This window comes from Streptomyces sp. NPDC032721, from assembly GCF_055579625.1.
In genome coordinates this window covers 85,002-104,727 of the sequence record NZ_JBVIMX010000025.1, presented here as the reverse complement: position 1 = coordinate 104,727, position 19,726 = coordinate 85,002, and the positions used below count along the sequence as shown (strand labels likewise).

Annotated in this window: 15 protein-coding genes; 14 read left to right on the top strand and 1 reads right to left on the bottom strand. The window is 70.2% G+C overall.

The features are described from left to right. Nucleotides 1-17 precede the first annotated feature (17 nt). The 5 genes from ACZ5PB_RS37575 (at nt 18) to ACZ5PB_RS37555 (ending at nt 5,216) form a co-directional block, all read left to right on the top strand. Entirely contained in the window at nt 18-671 is a 654-nt protein-coding gene (locus ACZ5PB_RS37575; RefSeq protein WP_468697573.1) for a GntR family transcriptional regulator, read from the top strand. A gap of 256 nt (nt 672-927) precedes the next feature. After that, the gene (locus ACZ5PB_RS37570; RefSeq protein WP_468697571.1) at nt 928-2,454 is read left to right on the top strand and encodes an NCS1 family nucleobase:cation symporter-1; all 1,527 of its coding nucleotides are present in this window, start codon (nt 928-930) and stop codon (nt 2,452-2,454) included. A 46-nt stretch (nt 2,455-2,500) separates the two neighbouring features. Further along, nucleotides 2,501-3,238, top strand: a complete 738-nt coding sequence (locus tag ACZ5PB_RS37565) for an aspartate/glutamate racemase family protein (RefSeq protein ID WP_468697617.1) — start codon at nt 2,501-2,503, stop codon at nt 3,236-3,238. 155 nt (nt 3,239-3,393) lie between these two features. Further along, nucleotides 3,394-4,839, top strand: a complete 1,446-nt coding sequence (locus ACZ5PB_RS37560) for an aldehyde dehydrogenase family protein (RefSeq protein ID WP_468697569.1) — start codon at nt 3,394-3,396, stop codon at nt 4,837-4,839. A 182-nt stretch (nt 4,840-5,021) separates the two neighbouring features. After that, nucleotides 5,022-5,216, top strand: a complete 195-nt coding sequence (locus tag ACZ5PB_RS37555) for a hypothetical protein (RefSeq protein ID WP_468697568.1) — start codon at nt 5,022-5,024, stop codon at nt 5,214-5,216. Between the two features lie 33 nt (nt 5,217-5,249). Here ACZ5PB_RS37555 and ACZ5PB_RS37550 read toward each other — a convergent pair whose 3' ends face one another. Next, nucleotides 5,250-6,056: an HAD family acid phosphatase gene (locus ACZ5PB_RS37550; RefSeq protein ID WP_468697566.1), complete on the bottom strand. Its 807-nt coding sequence runs from the start codon at nt 6,054-6,056 to the stop codon at nt 5,250-5,252. Nucleotides 6,057-6,311: 255 nt separating this feature from the next. Between ACZ5PB_RS37550 and ACZ5PB_RS37545 the strand changes: the two genes are divergently transcribed. The 9 genes from ACZ5PB_RS37545 (at nt 6,312) to ACZ5PB_RS37505 (ending at nt 19,283) form a co-directional block, all read left to right on the top strand. Then, a complete protein-coding gene (locus ACZ5PB_RS37545; RefSeq protein WP_468697565.1) occupies nt 6,312-8,285 on the top strand; it encodes an acyl-CoA dehydrogenase family protein in 1,974 nt (657 codons plus the stop codon). A 64-nt stretch (nt 8,286-8,349) separates the two neighbouring features. After that, nucleotides 8,350-9,108, top strand: a complete 759-nt coding sequence (locus tag ACZ5PB_RS37540) for a hypothetical protein (protein WP_468697564.1) — start codon at nt 8,350-8,352, stop codon at nt 9,106-9,108. Nucleotides 9,109-9,223: 115 nt separating this feature from the next. Next, nucleotides 9,224-11,899, top strand: coding sequence for a preprotein translocase subunit SecA (gene secA, locus ACZ5PB_RS37535; protein ID WP_468697563.1), 2,676 nt, complete (start codon nt 9,224-9,226; stop codon nt 11,897-11,899). Nucleotides 11,900-11,963: 64 nt separating this feature from the next. Further along, the gene (gene dxr / locus ACZ5PB_RS37530) at nt 11,964-13,241 is read left to right on the top strand and encodes a 1-deoxy-D-xylulose-5-phosphate reductoisomerase (RefSeq protein ID WP_468697561.1); all 1,278 of its coding nucleotides are present in this window, start codon (nt 11,964-11,966) and stop codon (nt 13,239-13,241) included. Further along, entirely contained in the window at nt 13,238-14,539 is a 1,302-nt protein-coding gene (locus tag ACZ5PB_RS37525) for a M50 family metallopeptidase (protein WP_468697560.1), read from the top strand. Before dxr ends, ACZ5PB_RS37525 begins: the two co-directional genes overlap by 4 nt. A gap of 151 nt (nt 14,540-14,690) precedes the next feature. Further along, entirely contained in the window at nt 14,691-15,848 is a 1,158-nt protein-coding gene (gene ispG / locus ACZ5PB_RS37520) for a flavodoxin-dependent (E)-4-hydroxy-3-methylbut-2-enyl-diphosphate synthase (RefSeq protein ID WP_468697559.1), read from the top strand. Between the two features lie 194 nt (nt 15,849-16,042). Then, the gene (locus ACZ5PB_RS37515; RefSeq protein ID WP_468697557.1) at nt 16,043-16,888 is read left to right on the top strand and encodes a GNAT family N-acetyltransferase; all 846 of its coding nucleotides are present in this window, start codon (nt 16,043-16,045) and stop codon (nt 16,886-16,888) included. A 60-nt stretch (nt 16,889-16,948) separates the two neighbouring features. Beyond that, nucleotides 16,949-17,515, top strand: coding sequence for a GNAT family N-acetyltransferase (locus ACZ5PB_RS37510; RefSeq protein WP_468697555.1), 567 nt, complete (start codon nt 16,949-16,951; stop codon nt 17,513-17,515). A gap of 67 nt (nt 17,516-17,582) precedes the next feature. Continuing rightward, on the top strand, nt 17,583-19,283 hold the full coding sequence (locus tag ACZ5PB_RS37505; protein WP_468697553.1) for a proline--tRNA ligase: 1,701 nt from the start codon (nt 17,583-17,585) through the stop codon (nt 19,281-19,283). Nucleotides 19,284-19,726 lie beyond the last annotated feature (443 nt).

Here is a 19,726-nt window from a genome sequence, read left to right as displayed (position 1 = left end):
ATGGGAGAATCGCCCCCATGGCAGACGCAGCAGAGGGCTTCGAACCCGAGTCCGATCGGATCACCCGCCACCTGCGCGACGAAATCGTCGACGGCGTGCGCGCCCCGGGCAGCAGGCTCGTCGAACGCGAGCTGGCCGCCGAGCTCGGCGTCAGCCGCCTGCCGATCCGCGACGCGCTCAAGGCCCTGGTCACCGAAGGACTGGTCACCCCCAGGCCGCGCACCTGGGCCGTGGTGCGGGAGTTCACCCCCACGGACATCGCCGACCTCGACGAGGTGCGCTCCGCGCTGGACACCCTGACCTTCCGGCTCGCGGCCCAGCGGCATACCCGTGCGGGGCTCGAAGAGCTGCGGGCCGCGCTGGACGCCGAACTCGAAGCGGCCCGCCGGGGCGACGCCGTCAGGGCGCGCCGGGCCGCCGCCGACTTCCACGAGACGGTGACCACCCTCGCCGCCAACGAACTCCTCTCCGAGCTGGAACGCGGCATGCGCAGCCGGCTGCGCTGGCTGCTGGTGCGCCACGACGACCTGATGGACGTCGCCAGGGAGCACGAGGGTCTCTACGACGCGATCGCGGCACGGGACGTGCCGCGCGTCGAGGCGCTGGTGCTCAAGCACCTGGAGACCGGCCGCACTGCCGCCGCCGCACATCTGCGGGCCTCCCAGAAGTAGGGCTCCGGCCCCGTTCGCTCCCTCCTGCCGTGGGACGCCCAGCTCTCGTCCACCCAGCGGGAATCCATTTGGTATCCCATATTTAGGTGCCCGCATCCCCGACATTCCGACCCCGGTCGAACCTGGATGCCGTCTCCCATCTGCATTTTTGCGGTCCTGATCTCTTGACTGCCGTATTGAGTCGCCCGTAGCGTCCCGGTCACTTGCTTCGAAAACCAGGTTTCGTATACCGAAATCACTGGGAAGGGCGGCACGCGTGACCACAGCTCAGGACGCAGCGCACAGCAGCGGCACGGGTGCGGCGAACAGCAGCGGCACCGGCGCGGCGAATCCCGATCTCAGCCCCCGCCTCTACCACCCCGACCTCGCGCCGACCAAGCGGGCCGGACGCAGCTGGGGCGGCTACAGCGTCTTCACCCTGTGGGCCAACGACGTGCACAGCCTGGGCAATTACGCCTTCGCGCTCGGCCTCTTCGCGCTGGGGATGAGCGTCTGGGACATCCTGGTGGCGTTCGCGCTCGCCTCGGTCTTCCTCTTCGTCCTGCTCAGCCTGTCCGGCTACATGGGGTCGAAGACGGGGGTGCCGTTCCCGGTGATGAGCCGGATCGCGTTCGGTGTCCGGGGGGCCCAGCTCCCCGCCGTCATCAGGGGCGGCGTCGCGATCGCCTGGTTCGGCATCCAGACCTATCTCGCCTCCTCGGTGCTGACCGCACTGCTGGTGACGCTGATGCCCGGACTGAAGTCCTGGGAGCAGTACTCGCTGCTCGGCCTCTCCGCCCTCGGCTGGGTGGCGTTCCTGGCGCTGTGGCTGGTGCAGGTGCTGATCGTCAGTTACGGCATGGACGTCATCCGGAAGTACATCGAAGTGGCCGCCCCCGCCGTGCTGGTGACCCTGCTGGCGCTCGCCGTGTGGATGTTCGCCAAGGCGGACTGGTCGATCGCGACGGACGCGGGCAGCCCCTTCACCGGCGCCGACCGCTGGCTGCACATCGGCGAGGCCGCGGCTCTCTGGGTGGTCGTCTACGGCACCTTCGTCCTCAACTTCTGCGACTTCACCCGGTCCGCCAAGAGCAACCGTTCCGTCCTGATCGGCAACCTCGTCGGCATACCCGTCAACATGCTCTTCTTCGCCGCCATCGCGGTCGTCCTCAGCGGCGCCCAGTTCAAGCTCGACGGCAAGGTGCTCGGCGGCCCCGCCGACATCGTCCAGGCCATCCCCAGCACCTTCCTGCTGGTCCTGGCCTCGCTCTCGCTCATCGTGCTGACCGTCGCGGTCAACCTGATGGCGAACTTCGTCGCCCCCGTCTACACCCTGGTCAACCTCTTCCCGCAGAAGCTCGACTTCCGCAGGGCGGGCGTGGTCAGCGCCGTGCTCGGGCTGGTCATCCTCCCCTGGAACCTCTACAACAGCCCGGCCGTCGTCGAGTACTTCCTCGGCGGACTGGGTGCGCTGCTCGGCCCGGTCTTCGGCATCGTGATGGCCGACTACTGGCTGGTCCGCCGCACCCGTGTGAACGTCCCGCACCTCTACACCGAGGACCCGCAGGCCAGTTACGCCTACCGCCGCGGCGTCAACCCGCGCGCCGTGACCGCCCTGGTCCCCACCGCGGCCGTCGCCGTGGCGGTCGCCTTCGTCCCGTACTTCTCGGCCGTCTCCGGCTTCTCCTGGTTCATCGGCACCCTGCTCGCCGGACTGCTGTACGTCGTCCTGGCCCGGCGGGAGCGGGCGGGAGCGGCGGCCGAGGACGTCGACGGGGAGGCCATCGCCGTACCCAGCGCGTGACCGCCCGCCCCGCCCCTGTCCCCCCCCCGTACGGAAAGTGACCCTCATGCGCCTGCTGGTCGTCAACGTCAACACCACCGAATCGATGACGAGGAGCATCGGCGAGCAGGCGGCGACCGTCGCCTCGCCCGGCACCGAGATCGTCCCGCTCACCCCGGCCTTCGGCGCCGAGTCCGTCGAGGGCAACTACGAGAGCCACCTCGCCGCCGTCGCCGTGATGGAGACCGTCCGCGCCCACCGGGGCCCCTTCGACGCGGTGATCCAGGCCGGATACGGCGAACACGGCCGCGAGGGCCTCCAGGAACTCCTCGACGTCCCCGTCGTCGACATCACCGAGGCCGCCGCCTCCACCGCCCAGTACCTCGGCCGCAGCTACTCCGTCGTCACCACCCTCGACCGCGCCGTCCCCCTCATCGAGGACCGCCTCGCCCTGGCCGGCCTGTCCGCGCGCTGCGCGTCGGTACGGGCCTCCGGGATGGCCGTACTGGACCTCGAACGCGACCCCGCGGCGGCGGTCGAAGCCATCGTCGGAGAAGCGGTGAAGGCCGTCACCGAGGACCGCGCGGAGGTCATCTGCCTGGGCTGCGGAGGCATGTCCGGCCTCACCGAACGGGTCGTGGAGCGCACCGGGGTCCCCGTGGTCGACGGTGTCACGGCGGCGGTCGCGGTCGCGGAGTCCCTGGTCCGGCTCGGCCTACGGACATCGAAGATACGGACGTACGCCGCCCCGCGCGCCAAGAGCTTCCGAGCCTGGCCGCCGGTCTCCAGCCCTGCGGCCGGCTGAGAGCCGGGCCCCGAGGGCCGGGATCCCACCCCACCCACCATCCCGGCACACCCCTCACCCGCAACACTCCACCCTGGACAAACGACGCCGCCCGCCCCGGCCCCTACGGTGGAACCGAAGACCCACCCCCGATCTCGGAAGGGCCGGAACACCCAATGACTTCCACCCACGCCTTCTGGCTCGCCGGCCGCCAGGCCACCGGCGAAGACACCCTCGACGTCACCTCTCCCTGGGACGGCCGCCTCGTCGGCCGGGTCAGCGTGCCGACCGACGCCCAGGTCGAAGAGGCCGTCGCCGCCGCGTACGCCGTGCAGGACGAGTTCGCCGCCACCCCGGCCCACGTCCGCGCCGCCGCCCTCAACCACGTCGCCGACCGCCTCGTCGAGCGCACCGAGGAGATCGGGCAGCTGATCTCCGCCGAGAACGGCAAGCCCATCAAGTGGGCCCGCGGCGAGGTCGGCCGGGCGATCTCCGTGTTCCGGTTCGCGGCCGAGGAGGCCCGCCGCTTCAACGGCGGCGAGGCCCAGCGCCTGGACACCGACGCCGGCGGCGTCGGCCGGCTCGCGCTCACCCGCCGCTTCAGCCGGGGCGTGGTCCTGGGCATCGCGCCGTTCAACTTCCCGCTGAACCTCTGCGCCCACAAGGTCGCCCCGGCCATCGCCGTCGGCGCGCCGATCATCCTCAAGCCGGCCCCGGCCACCCCGCTCTCCGGGCTGATCCTCGGCGAGCTGCTCGCCGAGACGGACCTGCCCGCCGGCTCCTGGGCCGTACTGCCCGTCGCGAACGACAAGATGCCCGCCCTGGTCCAGGACGAGCGCCTGCCGGTCATCTCCTTCACCGGCTCCGACAAGGTCGGCTACGCGATCATGGACTCGGTGCCGCGCAAGCACTGCACCCTGGAGCTCGGCGGCAACGGCGCGGCCGTGGTCCTCCCCGACTTCGCCTCCGAGAAGGACCTGGACTGGGCCGCGACCCGCATCGCGACCTTCTCCAACTACCAGGGCGGCCAGTCCTGCATCTCGGTCCAGCGGGTCATCGCGGACGCCTCCGTGTACGACCGGCTCGTGCCGAAGATCGTCGCGGCCGTCGAGGCACAGGTCACCGGTGACCCGTCCGACGCCGCCACCGACGTCGGCCCGCTCGTCAACGAGGACGCCGCCAAGCGCGTCGAGTCCTGGGTCGACGAGGCCGTCAAGGCCGGCGCCCAGCTGCTGACCGGCGGCAAGCGCGACGGGGCCAGCTACGCCCCCACCGTGCTCGCCGAGCTGCCCGCCGACGTCACCCTCTCCTGCGAGGAGGTCTTCGGACCGGTCCTCTCCGTGCAGAAGGTGGACGGGGAGGCGGAGGCCTTCGCCGCCGTCAACTCCTCCAAGTACGGCCTCCAGGCAGGTCTGTTCACGCACGACATCCAGGCGGCCTTCCGGGGCCACCGCGCCCTGGAGGTCGGCGGCGTGATCGTCGGCGACGTGCCGTCCTACCGCGCGGACCAGATGCCGTACGGCGGCGTGAAGCAGTCCGGCGTCGGCCGCGAGGGCGTCCGCTACGCGATGGACGACTACACGTACGAGCGCGTCATGGTGCTCACCGGCATCGACCTGTAGCGGATCCCTGCCCGGGGGAGGCCGGCAGGCCCGACGTCATCATGACGATCGGCCCACCGGCCTCCCCTTCGGCGTCCCCGCACACCGTGTCGGCGGCGGTGCGCGGGGAGCCGCGTGGGTGGAGACAGGCACTCCAGCAGGCCTCGGCAAGCCGGCGCCCGAGGCAGTGAGAGGCTGGAGCCATGATGAAACTGCTGCTGCTGGGACTCGTGGTGCTCGCCATCGGCGGATGCGTGTGCGTCGTGTGGGCGGACCGCGGCGGCCCCCGCTGGACACGCGGGGTCGCCGCCGTGACGCTCGCCCTGGGCCAACTGGTGCGCAGCTCCGCGAAGAAGAACAGGCGCAGCAGCGGGCCGAGCGGCGGCGACGGCGACTAGAACCCCGGCAGGTGGAACTCCGCCGGAAGGGCCTCAGCTGACCTTGTACATCGGGTTCGGCAGCTTGAAGGTGCGGTCCGCGTAGCCACCCGTGAAGTCCGAGTCCTGGTCGCCGATGTTGGCGACCAGGTCGAAGCCCCGGGACTCGATGTACTTGCGGGTGGCGGCCTTGTACTCGCCCCCGTCGCACTTCCAGGCGGCGCCCGCGCCGCACGCCTCCTTCAGGTACGCCGGCGGGTTCACCTTGTCCTTGAGGAAGAGGTGCGCCCGGTCGAGCGGGGTCTTCACGCCGACCTTCGCGAGGTTCTTCGCGAACGGGGCGCGGACGTCCTCGGCGGAGCCGGTGAGGAAGAAGACCTCGACGCCTTTGCTCCTGGCGTAGTTGACGAGTTCGGGCATGCCGTAGACGGGGCCGCGGTCCGCCTTGCTCACGTAGTCGGTGAACGTCTTGGCGCCGTACGTGAAGTTGGTCGCCTTCTCGTAGTCGTACGTCAGGAGCATGGTGTCGTCGACGTCGAGGACCACGGCGGGCTTCTTGCCGTGCCGCGCGCCCCGGTGCCCGGCCTCGGCGAGGTGCTTCTTCGCGGCCTGCTCGACCCGTCGCACGTCGCGCGCGTACGGGCTGTGCGGGGAGGCGGACCAGGTGCCGTCGGCGTTCTGCCTGCCGCCGTAGTAGCGGTCGATCTGGGTGACCAGGTCGGCGATGTTCTGCGGCTCGTGGGTGGCGGTGCGATCGGTCGCGGTGCCGTCGGCGGTGGCGACGCCCGCACCGTAAACGGCACCTCCCGCCAGGGTCAGGGCGGTGGCGAGGCCGACGATCCGGGTGTTCCAACGCGGCATGGATCGATCTCCGATGGGTGAGGAAGTGGCAGGTCGCGACTTGTCTACGCGCATCACGCGACCGCCCTCAAGGCCTCATCCCGGTTCTTTGTCCAACCATTGCCGTCGGCCCCCGCTTCTCGCGCGAGGGCTGGTAGCGATGGGCACAATGGGGTAAATACGAGTGGGTAGAACCGGTCGGTAGCCGTACAGGCTCATTGCGACGGTACGGCGTCGTCCGGGTCCTTGATCCCGACTCGCGGCGAGGTGAGCCTCATGTCCGCACCACACAACGCATCCCACGCATCCGACGCCCCGCACGACCGGCCGCCCAAAGTCACCGAGCGCGAGGCCCGTCAGGTCGCCGAGGCCGCCCGCGAGCAGGACTGGCGCAAACCCAGCTTCGCCAAGGAGCTCTTCCTCGGCCGCTTCCGGCTCGACCTCATCCACCCGCACCCGGTGCCCCCGGCCGAGGACGCCGAACGCGGCGAGGCGTTCCTCGCCAAACTGCGCGCGTTCTGCGAGACCGAGATCGACGGCGCCCGGATCGAGCGCGAGGACCGCATCCCCGACGAGACGGTCAACGGGCTCAAGGAACTCGGCGCGCTAGGCATGAAGATCGACCGGAAGTACGGGGGCCTGGGCCTCACCCAGGTGTACTACAACAAGGCCCTCGCCCTCGTCGGCTCCGCCAGCCCCGCGATCGGCGCGCTGCTCTCCGCCCACCAGTCCATCGGCGTACCGCAGCCGCTCAAGCTGTTCGGCACCCAGGAGCAGCGGGACGCCTTCCTGCCGCGCCTCGCCCGCACCGACATCTCCGCCTTCCTGCTCACCGAGCCGGACGTCGGCTCCGACCCGGCGCGGCTCGCCACCACGGCCGTGCCCGACGGCGACGACGCGTACGTCCTGGACGGCGTGAAGCTCTGGACCACCAACGGCGTCGTCGCCGACCTGCTGGTCGTGATGGCGCGCGTGCCGAAGACCGAGAGCGGCAGGGGCGGCATCACCGCCTTCGTCGTCGAGGCGGGTTCCCCGGGCATCACCGTCGAGAACCGCAACACCTTCATGGGGCTGCGCGGTCTGGAGAACGGCGTCACCCGCTTCCACCAGGTCCGCGTCCCCGCCGCGAACCGCATCGGCCCCGAGGGCGCCGGCCTCAAGATCGCCCTCACCACCCTCAACACCGGCCGCCTCTCGCTGCCCGCGATGTGCGTCGGCGCCGGAAAGTGGTGCCTGAAGATCGCCCGCGAGTGGTCCTCGGTGCGCGAGCAGTGGGGCAAGCCGGTCGCCCGCCACGAGGCGGTCGGCGGGAAGATCTCCTTCATCGCGGCCACCACCTTCGCCCTGGAGGCCGTACTCGACCTGTCCTCGCAGATGGCCGACGAGGACCGCAACGACATCCGGATCGAAGCGGCGCTGGCCAAGCTGTACGGCTCGGAGATGGCCTGGCTGATGGCCGACGAACTCGTCCAGATCCGGGGCGGGCGCGGCTTCGAGACCGCCGCGTCGCTCGCCGCGCGCGGCGAACGCGCCGTACCCGCCGAGCAGATCCTCCGCGACCTGCGGATCAACCGGATCTTCGAGGGCTCGACCGAGATCATGCACCTGCTGATCGCCCGCGAGGCCGTCGACGCGCACCTGAAGGTGGCCGGGGACCTCATCGACCCCGACAAGTCCCTGTCCGACAAGGCGAAGGCGGGCGCCCAGGCCACCGGCTTCTACGCCCGCTGGCTGCCCAAGCTGGTCGCCGGGCCCGGCCAACTCCCGCGCACCTACAGCGAGTTCCACCCCGAAGGGCACCCCGACCTGTCCGGCCACCTCCGCTACGTCGAGCGCACCTCCCGCAAGCTGGCCCGCTCCACCTTCTACGCGATGTCCCGGTGGCAGGGCCGCATGGAGACCAAGCAGGGCTTCCTGGGCCGGATCGTGGACATCGGCGCGGAGCTCTTCGCGATGAGCGCCGCCTGCGTACGGGCCGAACTCCTGCGCACCACCGAGGAGTACGGCCGCGAGGCGTACCAGCTCGCCGACATCTTCTGCCGCCAGTCCCGCATCCGCACCGAGGAACTCCTCGACCGGCTCTGGACCAACACCGACGACCTCGACCGCAAGGTCGTCGAGGGCGTCCTGTCCGGTACGTACACCTGGCTGGAACAGGGCATCGTCGACCCCAGCGGCGACGGCCCGTGGATCGCCGACGCGACCCCCGGACCCGCGAAGAACGACAACGTGCACCGCCCCATCCGCTGACCGCACGCTCAACCGACAAGCGGAACGGGTGACACCGCCTCTTCCCGTGCTCCACGATGTGCACATGAACAAGGGGTACGGGAAGAACGCGACGGCACGGACGCGCATACGAGCGGCACGACGGACAGCGCTGGGTGTGGTGTGCGCGGTCTGCTGCGCGGCGGCACTGACGGCCTGCGGCAGCCCCGGCACCCCGCCCGGCGCCAAGCCGCCCACGGCGACCCCCGGGCCCCTGGCCCAACCCGCGCTCAACGCCCACGCCTTCAGCCCCGGCGAGCAGGTCGGCCCGTACCGCACGACCGAGTTCACCGTCTCCGGCAGCCCGCTGAGCGACGACTACACCGCCGCCCCCGCCCACTGCCAGCCCCTCGTAGCCCTCCGCACCGCCGAGGGCGGACCCGCCTCCCAGGTGCACCGCAGACTGAGCGACCCGGCGAAACCCAAGGGCGCCGACATCGCGGTCCAGCTGCGCTCGTACGGGGCCGGAGGCGCGGCCGAGGTGATGGGGGCGCTGCGCACGGCGGGGGAGAAGTGCAAGAGCGGCCTCACCGAGAACCGGGGGCAGGGCACGGGCGCGGTCGCCGCGAAGTACACGGGCGTCGAGAAGCTGCCCGCACCCGCCGGGGTCGGCGACGAGGCACAGGCGTACCGGCTCGCGCTGCGCGAGGTCAGGGGCGGGCGGACGGCGTACGAGTACCTGACGGTCGTACGGACCGGGGCGACCACGCTCTCCTTCCGGGCCGAGACGCTGGACGGGAGCGACCCCGGCGGCGTACCGAAGGAAATAGTGGACGCGCAGTGGGAGAAGTGGAAATCCCGGTAATTCCCACCCGTTCCCCTGAATCCATTCCGCCCCACCTGCCCTGACTCTCCTTGCGGCAACGAAACTTCGCGCCGACAATGAGCCGTCCGGATGTGCGGCAGGTGGGGGAATCACGATGCCAGGGCTCGGTCTGGGGAACATCACCAACAGGATAATGCGCGCGGGAGAAGGCCGTACCCTGCGAAAACTCCAGGGAATCGCCCGGCAGGTCGCCCTGGTGGAGGAGGATTACCGGGATCTTTCCGATCCGGAACTCCAGTCCCTGACCGCTGAGTTCAAGGAGCGGTACGCCGGAGGCGAATCCCTCGACGATCTCCTGCCCGAGGCCTTCGCCGCGATGCGCGAAGCGGCGAGGCGGACCCTGGGAATGCGGCACTTCGACGTACAGATCATGGGCGGGGCGGCACTTCACCTCCAGTGCATCGCCGAAATGCGCACGGGCGAGGGGAAGACGCTCGTCGCCACGCTCCCGCTCTACCTCAACGCCCTCACCGGCAAGGGCGCCCACCTCGTCACCGTCAACGACTACCTGGCCGAGCGCGACGCCGCCTGGATGGGCCGGGCGTACCGCTTCATGGGCCTCACCGTCGGCGTCATCAAGGCCGACATGGCCCCCGCCGACCGGCGTGCCGCCTATGCCTGCGACATCACGTACGGCACCAACACCGAATTCGGCTTCGACTACCTGCGCGACAACATGGCCTGGTCGCACGACGAACTCGTCCAGCGCGGCCACCATTTCGCCGTCGTCGACGAAGCGGACTCCATCCTCATCGACGAGGCCCGCACCCCGCTCATCATTTCCGGCCCCGCCGACCAGCCCACCAAGTGGTACGGCGCCTTCGTGAAACTGGTCGGGAAGATGAACGGCGTACTGATCCAGGAGGAGCGCTACGTCACCCAGGCGGAAAAGGAAGAACTCGCCGGGATCCGCGCCTCCCACCACTACGAATACGACCCCAAGAAACGCACCGTCGCCATTCTCGAACAGGGCGTGGAATTCCTGGAGGACCAGCTCGGCATCGAGAACTTCTACGACTCCGTGCACACCCCGCTCATCGGCCACCTCAACAACGCCATCAAGGCGAAGGAACTCTTCCGCAAGGACAAGGACTACGTCGTCCTGGACGAGGAAGTCCTGATCGTCGACGAACACACCGGACGCCTCCTCCCCGGACGCCGCTACAACGAGGGCCTCCACCAGGCCATCGAGGCCAAGGAAGGCGTGGAGATCAAGAACGAGAACCAGACCCTCGCCACCATCACCCTCCAGAACTTCTTCCGCCTCTACGGCAAGGGCCTCTCCGGCATGACCGGCACCGCCATGACCGAGGCCGCCGAGTTCCACCAGATCTACGAACTCCAGGTCGTGCCCATCCCCACCAACAAGCCGATGGTCCGCCGCGACGAGGCCGACCTGATCTACCGCACCGAGGACGCCAAGTACGCGGCCGTCGTCGACGACATCGCCGAGCGGTACGCCACCGGACAGCCCGTCCTCGTCGGCACCGTCTCCGTCGAGAAGTCCGAGTCCCTGTCCGCCCTGCTGCGCCGCCAGGGCGTCCCGCACGAGGTCCTCAACGCCCGCAACCACCAGCGCGAGGCCGAGATCGTCGCCCGCGCGGGCCGCCGGGGAGCGGTCACCGTCGCCACCAACATGGCCGGCCGGGGCACCGACATCATGCTCGGCGGCGGCCCGGACCCGACGGACACCGAGCCCGAGGACACCGAGGGAAAGACGGTCAGCGACGCCCGGCCCGTGACCCTCGAAAAATCCCCCACCCCCCACGACGAGGTCAAAGCACTCGGCGGCCTCTACGTCCTGGGCACCGAACGCCACGAGTCCCGCCGCATCGACAACCAGCTCCGCGGCCGCTCGGGACGCCAGGGCGACCCCGGCGCGTCCCGCTTCTACCTCTCCCTCGAAGACAGCCTGATGCGCCTCTTCCGCGCCCAGGCCGTCGACCGCGTGATGACCATGGCGAACCTCCCCGACGACGTACCCATCGAGAACAAGCTGGTCACCCGCGCCGTCGCATCCGCCCAGTCACAGATCGAGCGGCAGAACTTCGAGGCCCGCAAGGACCTCCTGAAGTACGACGAGGTCATGGACCGGCAGCGCAAGCTCATCTACGGCGAACGCCGCCGCGTCCTGGACGGCGAAGACCTCACCGGCCAGATCGGCCACTTCATGGACGACACCGTCGACGCCTACGTCGCGGCCGAGACCGCCGAGGGCTACGCCGAGGAATGGAACCTCGACCGGCTCTGGCGGGCACTGCGCGACCTCTACCCGATCACCCTCACCACCGACGAGGTCCACGAGCAGCCCGACCTCACCCCCGCCGACCTCGCCGAAGCCCTCCGCGACGACATCCACGAGCAGTACGCGGCCCGCGAGGCCGAGCTCGGCAGCGACGCCCTGCGCGACCTGGAACGGCGCGTCCTGCTCGCCGTACTGGACCGCAAATGGCGCGAACACCTCTACGAGATGGACTACCTGAGGGAGGGCATCGGCCTGCGCTACATGCTCGGCCGCGAGCCGGTCTTCGAGTACCAGCGCGAGGGCTTCGAGCTGTTCACGGCCATGATGGACGCCATCAAGGAGGAGACCGTCGGATTCCTCTTCCACCTCCGCGTCGAGAGCGACGAACCGCCCGCCGGCCTGGCCCCCCGCCAGGACGACGGACTGAGCTTCACCGCCCCCACCATGGACACCGAGGAAGGCGTGGTGACCCACCAGGACCGGGGAAGGCGGGAGAACGACCCGCCACGGAGGCCGCGCAAATGACTCGGCGGGTGTGAAGCGGGGGCGTGCTGTCCACAGCGCCTCCCGCCCGGGACACAATGGGGGGATGACCGACAGCCCTGCCCCGCTCGCCGACCCGCACCTCCGCTACGGAGCCGTGACCGAAGGGCCGCGCGACATCGTCGTCCTCGGCTCCACCGGGTCCATCGGCACCCAGGCCATCGACCTGGTCCTGCGCAACCCCGGCCGGTTCAGGATCACCGCGCTCTCCGCGGCCGGTTCCCAGGTCGAGCTGCTCGCCGACCAGGCGCACCAGCTGCGGGTACGTCAGGTGGCGGTCGCCCGCGAGGAGGCCGCGCCCGCCCTGCGCGAGGCGCTCAGGGCCCGGTACGGCAGCGAGCCGCTCCCGGAGATCCTGGCCGGCCCCGAGGCCGCCACCCACCTCGCTGCCTCCGACTGCCACACCGTCCTCAACGGCATCACGGGCTCCATCGGTCTCGCCCCCACCCTCGCCGCCCTCGAAGCGGGCCGCACCCTCGCCCTCGCCAACAAGGAGTCGCTGATCGTCGGCGGCCCCCTGGTGAAGGCCCTGGCCAAGCCCGGCCAGATCATCCCGGTGGACTCCGAGCACGCCGCGCTCTTCCAGGCCCTGGCCGGCGGTAAGCGCGCCGACGTGCGCAAGCTGGTCGTCACGGCCTCCGGCGGTCCCTTCCGGGGCCGTACGAAGGCGGAGCTGGCGGGCGTCACCCGCGAGGACGCGCTCGCCCACCCCACCTGGGCCATGGGCCCGGTCATCACCGTCAACTCGGCGACCCTGGTCAACAAGGGCCTGGAAGTCATCGAGGCGCACCTCCTCTACGACATCCCGTTCGACCGCATCGAGGTCGTCGTCCACCCGCAGTCCTACGTCCACTCGATGGTGGAGTTCATCGACGGCTCGACCCTCGCCCAGGCCACCCCGCCCGACATGCGCGGCCCGATCGCCCTCGGCATCGGCTGGCCCGAGCGGGTCCCGGACGCGGCCCCGGCATTCGACTGGAGCAAGGCGTCCACCTGGGAATTCTTCCCGCTGGACAACGAGGCCTTCCCGGCCGTGGGACTCGCCCGGCACGTCGGGGAGCTCGCGGGCACGGCCCCGGCGGTGTTCAATGCCGCGAACGAGGAATGCGTCGACGCGTTCCTCGCGGGACGGCTGCCCTTCACAGGAATCGTGGATACGGTCGCCGAGGTCGTGGCCGAACACGGGACGCCCGTCAAGGGAACTTCCCTCACGGTCGCCGACGTCCTGGAAGCAGAGAACTGGGCGCGCTCCCGCGCCCGCGAACTGGCGGCGAAGAACGTGACGGCTACGAACGTGACGGCAACAGCGGAGGCCCGCGCATGACCAGCATCCTGTTGACGGTCCTCGGGATAGTGATCTTCTTTGTCGGGCTGCTCGTCTCGATCGCCCTGCACGAGCTCGGCCACTTCACCTTCGCCAGGATCTTCGGCGTCCGCGTGCCCCAGTTCATGGTCGGCTTCGGCCCCACGCTCTGGTCCAAGCACAAGGGCGAGACCGAGTACGGCATCAAAGCGATCCCGCTCGGCGGCTACATCCGCATGATCGGCATGTTCCCGCCCGGCGCCGACGGCCGCATCGAGGCCCGCTCCACCTCACCGTGGCGCGGCATGATCGAGGACGCCCGTTCGGCCGCGTACGAGGAACTCCAGCCCGGCGACGAGACCCGGCTGCTCTACACGCGCAAGCCGTGGAAGCGGTTCGTCGTGATGTTCGCCGGACCCTTCATGAACCTGGTCATCGCGTTCGTGCTGTTCCTCGGCGTCTTCACCTTCATCGGCCTGAACAAGTCGACCACCACCGTCGACAACGTCGTCCCCTGCGTCATCTCGCAGAGCGAGAACCGCGACTGCAGGGCGAGCGACCCGGCCTCGCCCGCCAAAGCAGCCGGACTCCAGAAGGGTGACAAGATCGTCGCCTTCCAGGGGCAGCCGGTCGCCGACTGGGCGACGCTCTCCGACCGCATCCGCGAATCCCGCGGCCAGGTCAGCATCACCGTCGAGCGCGGCGGCGAGCAGAAGGTGCTCACCACCCAGGTGATGACCAACAAGGTCCTCAAGAAGGACGCCGACGGCCAGGCGGTCAAGGACACCTACGTCGAGGCCGGCTACCTCGGCTTCGGTCCCGCATCGGCCGTCACCCCGCTCAGCTTCGGCGAGTCCATCGACCAGATGGGCGTCATGTTCCAGTCCGGCCTCGACTCCCTCATCGCGCTCCCCTCCAAGGTCCCCGACCTGTGGAACGCGGCGTTCAACGGCGAGGAGCGCAAGGCGGACTCCCCGATGGGCGTCGTCGGCGCGGCCCGGGTCAGCGGCGAGATCCTCGGCATGGGCCTGCCCATGGAGAACACCGTCGCGATGGTGATCTTCCTGGTCGCGGGCTTCAACCTCTCGCTCTTCCTCTTCAACATGCTGCCGCTGCTCCCGCTCGACGGCGGACACATGGCGGGCGCGCTCTGGGAGTCCCTGCGGCGCAACCTCGCCAAGGTGTTCAAGAAGCCCGACCCCGGCCCCTTCGACGTCGCCAAGCTCATGCCGGTCGCGTACGTCGTCGCGGGCATCTTCATCTGCTTCACCGTGCTGGTGCTGATCGCGGACGTGGTGAACCCCGTACGCATCTCCTGATGCCTCACCTCACGGATCCGGACCACCAAGGAGTGGATTTGTCGACGTGGTGTACTCCGGTCTGACGAGGTGACGTACGCTCGAATACCTGAAGACCGGAGCCCGCCGCGCGTCACCGGGGCCTAGATCCACACTTGGGGTTGCACACCAGATGACTGCAATTTCTCTCGGAATGCCCGCCGTTCCGACGAAGCTCGCCGACCGGAGGATCAGCCGCAAGATCCAGGTCGGCACCGTCGCGGTCGGCGGAGACGCACCCGTGTCGGTGCAGTCGATGACGACCACCCGTACGTCCGACATCGGCGCCACGCTCCAGCAGATCGCCGAGCTCACCGCGTCCGGCTGCCAGATCGTACGAGTGGCCTGTCCCACGCAGGACGACGCCGACGCGCTCGCGACCATCGCGAAGAAGTCGCAGATCCCGGTGATCGCCGACATCCACTTCCAGCCGAAGTACGTCTTCGCGGCGATCGACGCGGGCTGCGCGGCGGTCCGCGTCAACCCGGGCAACATCAAGCAGTTCGACGACAAGGTGAAGGAGATCGCGCACGCCGCGCGCGACACCGGCACCCCGATCCGCATCGGCGTCAACGCCGGATCGCTGGACGCCCGCCTGCTCAAGAAGTACGGCAAGGCCACCCCCGAGGCACTCGTCGAGTCCGCCCTCTGGGAAGCCTCCCTCTTCGAGGAGCACGGCTTCGGCGACATCAAGATCTCGGTCAAGCACAACGACCCGGTCGTGATGGTCAACGCCTACCGTCAGCTCGCCGCCCAGTGCGACTACCCGCTGCACCTCGGCGTCACCGAGGCGGGCCCCGCCTTCCAGGGCACCATCAAGTCCGCCGTCGCCTTCGGCGCACTGCTCTCCGAGGGCATCGGCGACACCATCCGGGTCTCCCTCTCCGCCCCGCCGGTCGAGGAGATCAAGGTCGGCATCCAGATCCTGGAGTCCCTCAACCTCAAGCCGCGCCGCCTGGAGATCGTCTCCTGCCCGTCCTGCGGCCGCGCCCAGGTCGACGTCTACAAGCTGGCCGAGGAAGTCACGGCCGGGCTCGAAGGCATGGAGGTGCCGCTGCGCGTCGCCGTCATGGGCTGCGTCGTCAACGGCCCCGGCGAGGCCCGCGAGGCCGACCTCGGCGTCGCCTCCGGCAACGGCAAGGGCCAGATCTTCGTCAAGGGCGAGGTCATCAAGACCGTCCCCGAGTCGAAGATCGTCGAGACCCTCATCGAAGAGGCGATGAAGATCGCCGAGCAGATGGAGAAGGACGGCGTGCCCTCGGGCGAGCCGCAGATCTCGATCGCCAAGTAGCACCCGCGAGCACCACCCGTACCACCCGCACCACTGCGTGAAAGCCCCGCGTACCGCCCGGTACGCGGGGCTTTTCGGTCCCTCAAGGGTCCCTTCCCGGTCCGGATCCGGACCGACTTCGGTCCGACTGGGTGGTTCGGGAGGTGCCGGGTACAGTGCGGAGATCAGCGAACCGTACCGGTGAGGCCCTCCACGTGTTGACGACGACCACCACCCGCGTCCTCGCGCCAGACGAGCTGGGCGAGGCACTCGCCCTGCTGGAGAGCGAGCCCGTCAACAACGCCTTCGTCACCTCGCGCGTCCAGGTCGCCGGACTCGACCCGTGGCGCCTCGGCGGCGAGATGTGGGGCTGGTACGAGGGCGGCAGGCTGCGCAGCCTCTGCTACTCCGGCGCCAACCTCGTGCCGATCTGCGCCACCCCCGAAGCCGTCCGCGCCTTCGCCGAACGGGCCCGCCGCACCGGCCGCCGCTGCTCCTCCATCGTCGGCCCCGCCGAAGCCACCGCCCAGCTCTGGCGCCTCCTCGAACCGAGCTGGGGCCCGGCCCGCGAGGTCCGCGGCCACCAGCCCCTGATGGTCGCCGAGCAGATGCCCGACGACATCACCCCCGACCCGCTCGTCCGCCGCATCCGCAAGGACGAGATGGAAACGATCATGCCCGCGTGCGTGGCCATGTTCACCGAGGAGGTCGGCGTCTCGCCGATGGCGGGCGACGGCGGACTCCTCTACCAGGCACGGGTGGCCGAACTGGTCGGCGCGGGCCGCTCGTTCGCCCGCATCGAGGACGGCAAGGTCGTCTTCAAGGCCGAGATCGGCGCCGCCACCTCGGCCGCCTGCCAGATCCAGGGCGTCTGGGTCGACCCCGAACACCGGGGCAAGGGCGTCTCCGTCACCGGCATGGCCGCCGTCCTGCGCTACGCCCTCGCCGACGTCGCCCCCGTCGTCAGCCTCTACGTCAACGACTTCAATGCCCCGGCCAGGGCGTCGTACCGGCGGGTCGGATTCCGCGAGGTCGGCGCCTTCATGAGCGTCCTCTTCTAGATCCACCGGTCGTCACGCTGATCCACTCCGTCGTGCCCCCGGGGCCGTTAGGGTTCGCCCATGACGCCCCTGACCGACGAAGCCGCAGTGATCGGCCCCCTCGACCTCGCCGCGCGCGTGGACGAGGCACTCGCCGTGCAGGCCCTCGCCTTCGGGCTCGGTGCGGACGAGGTGGGCGTACGACGCCACATCGTCCTGCGGCACATGACCTCGCCCGGCGCCCGCGCCCTCGGCGCGACCACCCCCGACGGACGCCTCGTCGGCTTCGTCTACGGCATGCCCAACGACCGCACCCACTGGTGGTCCACCATCGTCGAGCCCTACCTGGAGCACACCGGCCAGGGCGGCTGGCTCGACCACTCCTTCGTGATCACCGAACTCCACGTCCACCCGGACTTCCAGGCCAGGGGCATCGGCCGCACCCTGATCACCACCCTCACCGACGCCGCCCGCGAGCCCCGCTCGATCCTCTCCGCCATCGACATCGAGAGCCCGGCCCGCGCCCTCTACCGCTCCCTCGGGTACGCCGACCTGGCCGGCCAGGTCCACTTCCCGAGCGCCCCGAGGCCGTACGCGGTGATGGGAGCGCACCTGCCGCTGCTGCGCCGGGCCGACCCGCGGACGTAACCGATTTCCGCCCGCCCCCACCCCCCGGCTAACCTCCTGACATCACCCTTCCGAGCAGGAGTTCACCATGGCCCAGGTCCAGCGCATGTCCCGTTTGATGGTCAAGACATTGCGTGACGACCCGGCGGACGCCGAGACCCTCAGCCACAAGCTGCTGGTCCGCGCCGGCTACGTACGTCGCAACGCGGCCGGCATCTGGTCCTGGCTGCCGCTCGGCAAGAAGGTCCTGGACAACATCTCCCGCGTCGTGCGCGAGGAGATGGACGCCATCGGCGCCCAGGAGGTCCTCCTCCCCGCCCTCCTGCCCAAGGAGCCCTACGAGGCGTCCGGCCGCTGGGAGGAGTACGGCGACCTGCTCTTCCGCCTCAAGGACCGCAAGGGCGCCGACTACCTCCTGGGCCCCACCCACGAGGAGATCTTCACCCAGACGGTCAAGGACCAGTGCACGTCCTACAAGGACCTGCCGGTGATGCTCTACCAGATCCAGACCAAGTACCGCGACGAGGCCCGCCCCCGGTCCGGCGTGCTGCGCGGCCGCGAGTTCCAGATGAAGGACTCGTACTCCTTCGACACTACGGACGAGGGCCTCGCCGAGTCGTACCGCCTGCACCGCGAGGCGTACATCAAGATCTTCAACCGCCTCGGCCTGGACCACCGCATCGTCTCCGCCGTCTCCGGCGCCATGGGCGGCTCCGCCTCCGAGGAGTTCCTCGCCCCGGCCGCCGCCGGTGAGGACACCTTCGCCGACTGCCCGAACTGCGACTACGCCGCGAACACCGAGGCCGTCACCTTCGCGCTGAAGCCCGTCGAGGGCGCGGCCCACCCCGCCGCCGAGGACATCGACACCCCCGACACCCCCACCATCGAGACCCTCGCCGCCCAGCTCGGCGTCGAGGCCTCCGCCACCCTCAAGAACCTCCTGGTGAAGGTCGACGGCGAGATCGTCGCCGTCGGCGTCCCGGGCGACCGCGAGGTCGACCTCGGCAAGCTCGGCGAGCACCTCGCCCCCGCCGTCGTCGAACTCGTCACCGCCGAGGACTTCGAGGGCCGCGACGACCTCGTACGGGGCTACGTCGGCCCGCAGGGCCTCGCCAAGGTCCGCTACATCGCCGACCCGCGCGTCGCCCCCGGCACCTCCTGGATCACCGGCGCCAACAAGCCCGACACCCACGCCAAGAACGTCGTCGCGGGCCGTGACTTCGAGGTCGACGACTACCTCGACGTCGTCGTGGTCAACGAGGGCGACCCGTGCCCCAAGTGCGGCACCGGCCTCAAGCTGGACCGCGCCATCGAGATCGGCCACATCTTCCAGCTCGGCCGCAAGTACGCCGACACCTTCGGCCTCGACGTGCTCGGCCAGCAGGGCAAGCCGGTCCGCGTGACCATGGGCTCGTACGGCATCGGCGTCTCGCGCGCGGTGGCCGCGCTCGCCGAGCAGTCCGCCGACGACAAGGGCCTGTGCTGGACGCCCGAGATCGCCCCGGCCGATGTGCACGTCGTCGCGGCGGGCAAGGCGCTCCAGACCGAACTGGCCGTCGAGGTCGCCGAGAAGCTGGGCGAGGCCGGGCTGCGGGTGCTGGTCGACGAGCGGCCCGGCGTCTCGCCCGGTGTGAAGTTCACCGACTCCGAGCTGATCGGCTGTCCGAAGATCCTGGTCGCCGGCCGCCGGGCCGGCGACGGCGTTCTGGAGCTGAAGGACCGCCGGACGGGCGAGCGCGAGGAGCTGACGGTCGACGAGGCCATCGCCCGCCTGACGGCGGCTGTCTGACGGCTCAGCGAAGCGCGCAGGGGCCCCGCCACTCCCGACAGGGGAGGGGACGGGGCCCTTCCCTGTGCCCCGCCTGCGGTGCCCCGCCCGCGCGCGTGGGGTCCGCTGCGCGGGGCCACTTCCCCACCCCGCCCCTTCCCGAAACCGGGGCGCTGCCCCGGACCCCGGGCCCGTGTGGGCGGGCAGGGGGTGGGTGGGTTGCCGGGGCTGCGCCCCGGGCCCCGGGTGGCAGCCCGGTTGGGGTGGGTGGGGTGTGCGGGTCGTTCGTGGCTGGCCGCGCAGTTCCCCGCGCCCCTAAATGCCCCCTCGCGCGGCGGAGCCGCCGCTATGCCCCCGCTCCCTTGGGCGGCGGGGCCGCCCCCGGGGGCGGGACGGGCGGGCAAGGGGGCGGCCCCCGGCGGAGCCGAACACCCCGACCCCGCCCGACCTCCGCCCCGGCCCCC

Coding starts and splice junctions, on each gene's coding strand:
- ACZ5PB_RS37510 (WP_468697555.1), top strand. CDS start 16,949: ATGACGCCCCTGACCGACGAAGCCGCAGTGATCGGCCCCCTCGACCTC.
- secA (WP_468697563.1), top strand. CDS start 9,224: ATGCCAGGGCTCGGTCTGGGGAACATCACCAACAGGATAATGCGCGCG.
- ACZ5PB_RS37505 (WP_468697553.1), top strand. CDS start 17,583: ATGGCCCAGGTCCAGCGCATGTCCCGTTTGATGGTCAAGACATTGCGT.
- ACZ5PB_RS37545 (WP_468697565.1), top strand. CDS start 6,312: ATGTCCGCACCACACAACGCATCCCACGCATCCGACGCCCCGCACGAC.
- ACZ5PB_RS37525 (WP_468697560.1), top strand. CDS start 13,238: ATGACCAGCATCCTGTTGACGGTCCTCGGGATAGTGATCTTCTTTGTC.
- ACZ5PB_RS37540 (WP_468697564.1), top strand. CDS start 8,350: ATGAACAAGGGGTACGGGAAGAACGCGACGGCACGGACGCGCATACGA.
- ispG (WP_468697559.1), top strand. CDS start 14,691: ATGACTGCAATTTCTCTCGGAATGCCCGCCGTTCCGACGAAGCTCGCC.
- ACZ5PB_RS37550 (WP_468697566.1), bottom strand. CDS start 6,056: ATGCCGCGTTGGAACACCCGGATCGTCGGCCTCGCCACCGCCCTGACC.
- ACZ5PB_RS37555 (WP_468697568.1), top strand. CDS start 5,022: ATGATGAAACTGCTGCTGCTGGGACTCGTGGTGCTCGCCATCGGCGGA.
- ACZ5PB_RS37565 (WP_468697617.1), top strand. CDS start 2,501: ATGCGCCTGCTGGTCGTCAACGTCAACACCACCGAATCGATGACGAGG.
- ACZ5PB_RS37575 (WP_468697573.1), top strand. CDS start 18: ATGGCAGACGCAGCAGAGGGCTTCGAACCCGAGTCCGATCGGATCACC.
- dxr (WP_468697561.1), top strand. CDS start 11,964: ATGACCGACAGCCCTGCCCCGCTCGCCGACCCGCACCTCCGCTACGGA.
- ACZ5PB_RS37560 (WP_468697569.1), top strand. CDS start 3,394: ATGACTTCCACCCACGCCTTCTGGCTCGCCGGCCGCCAGGCCACCGGC.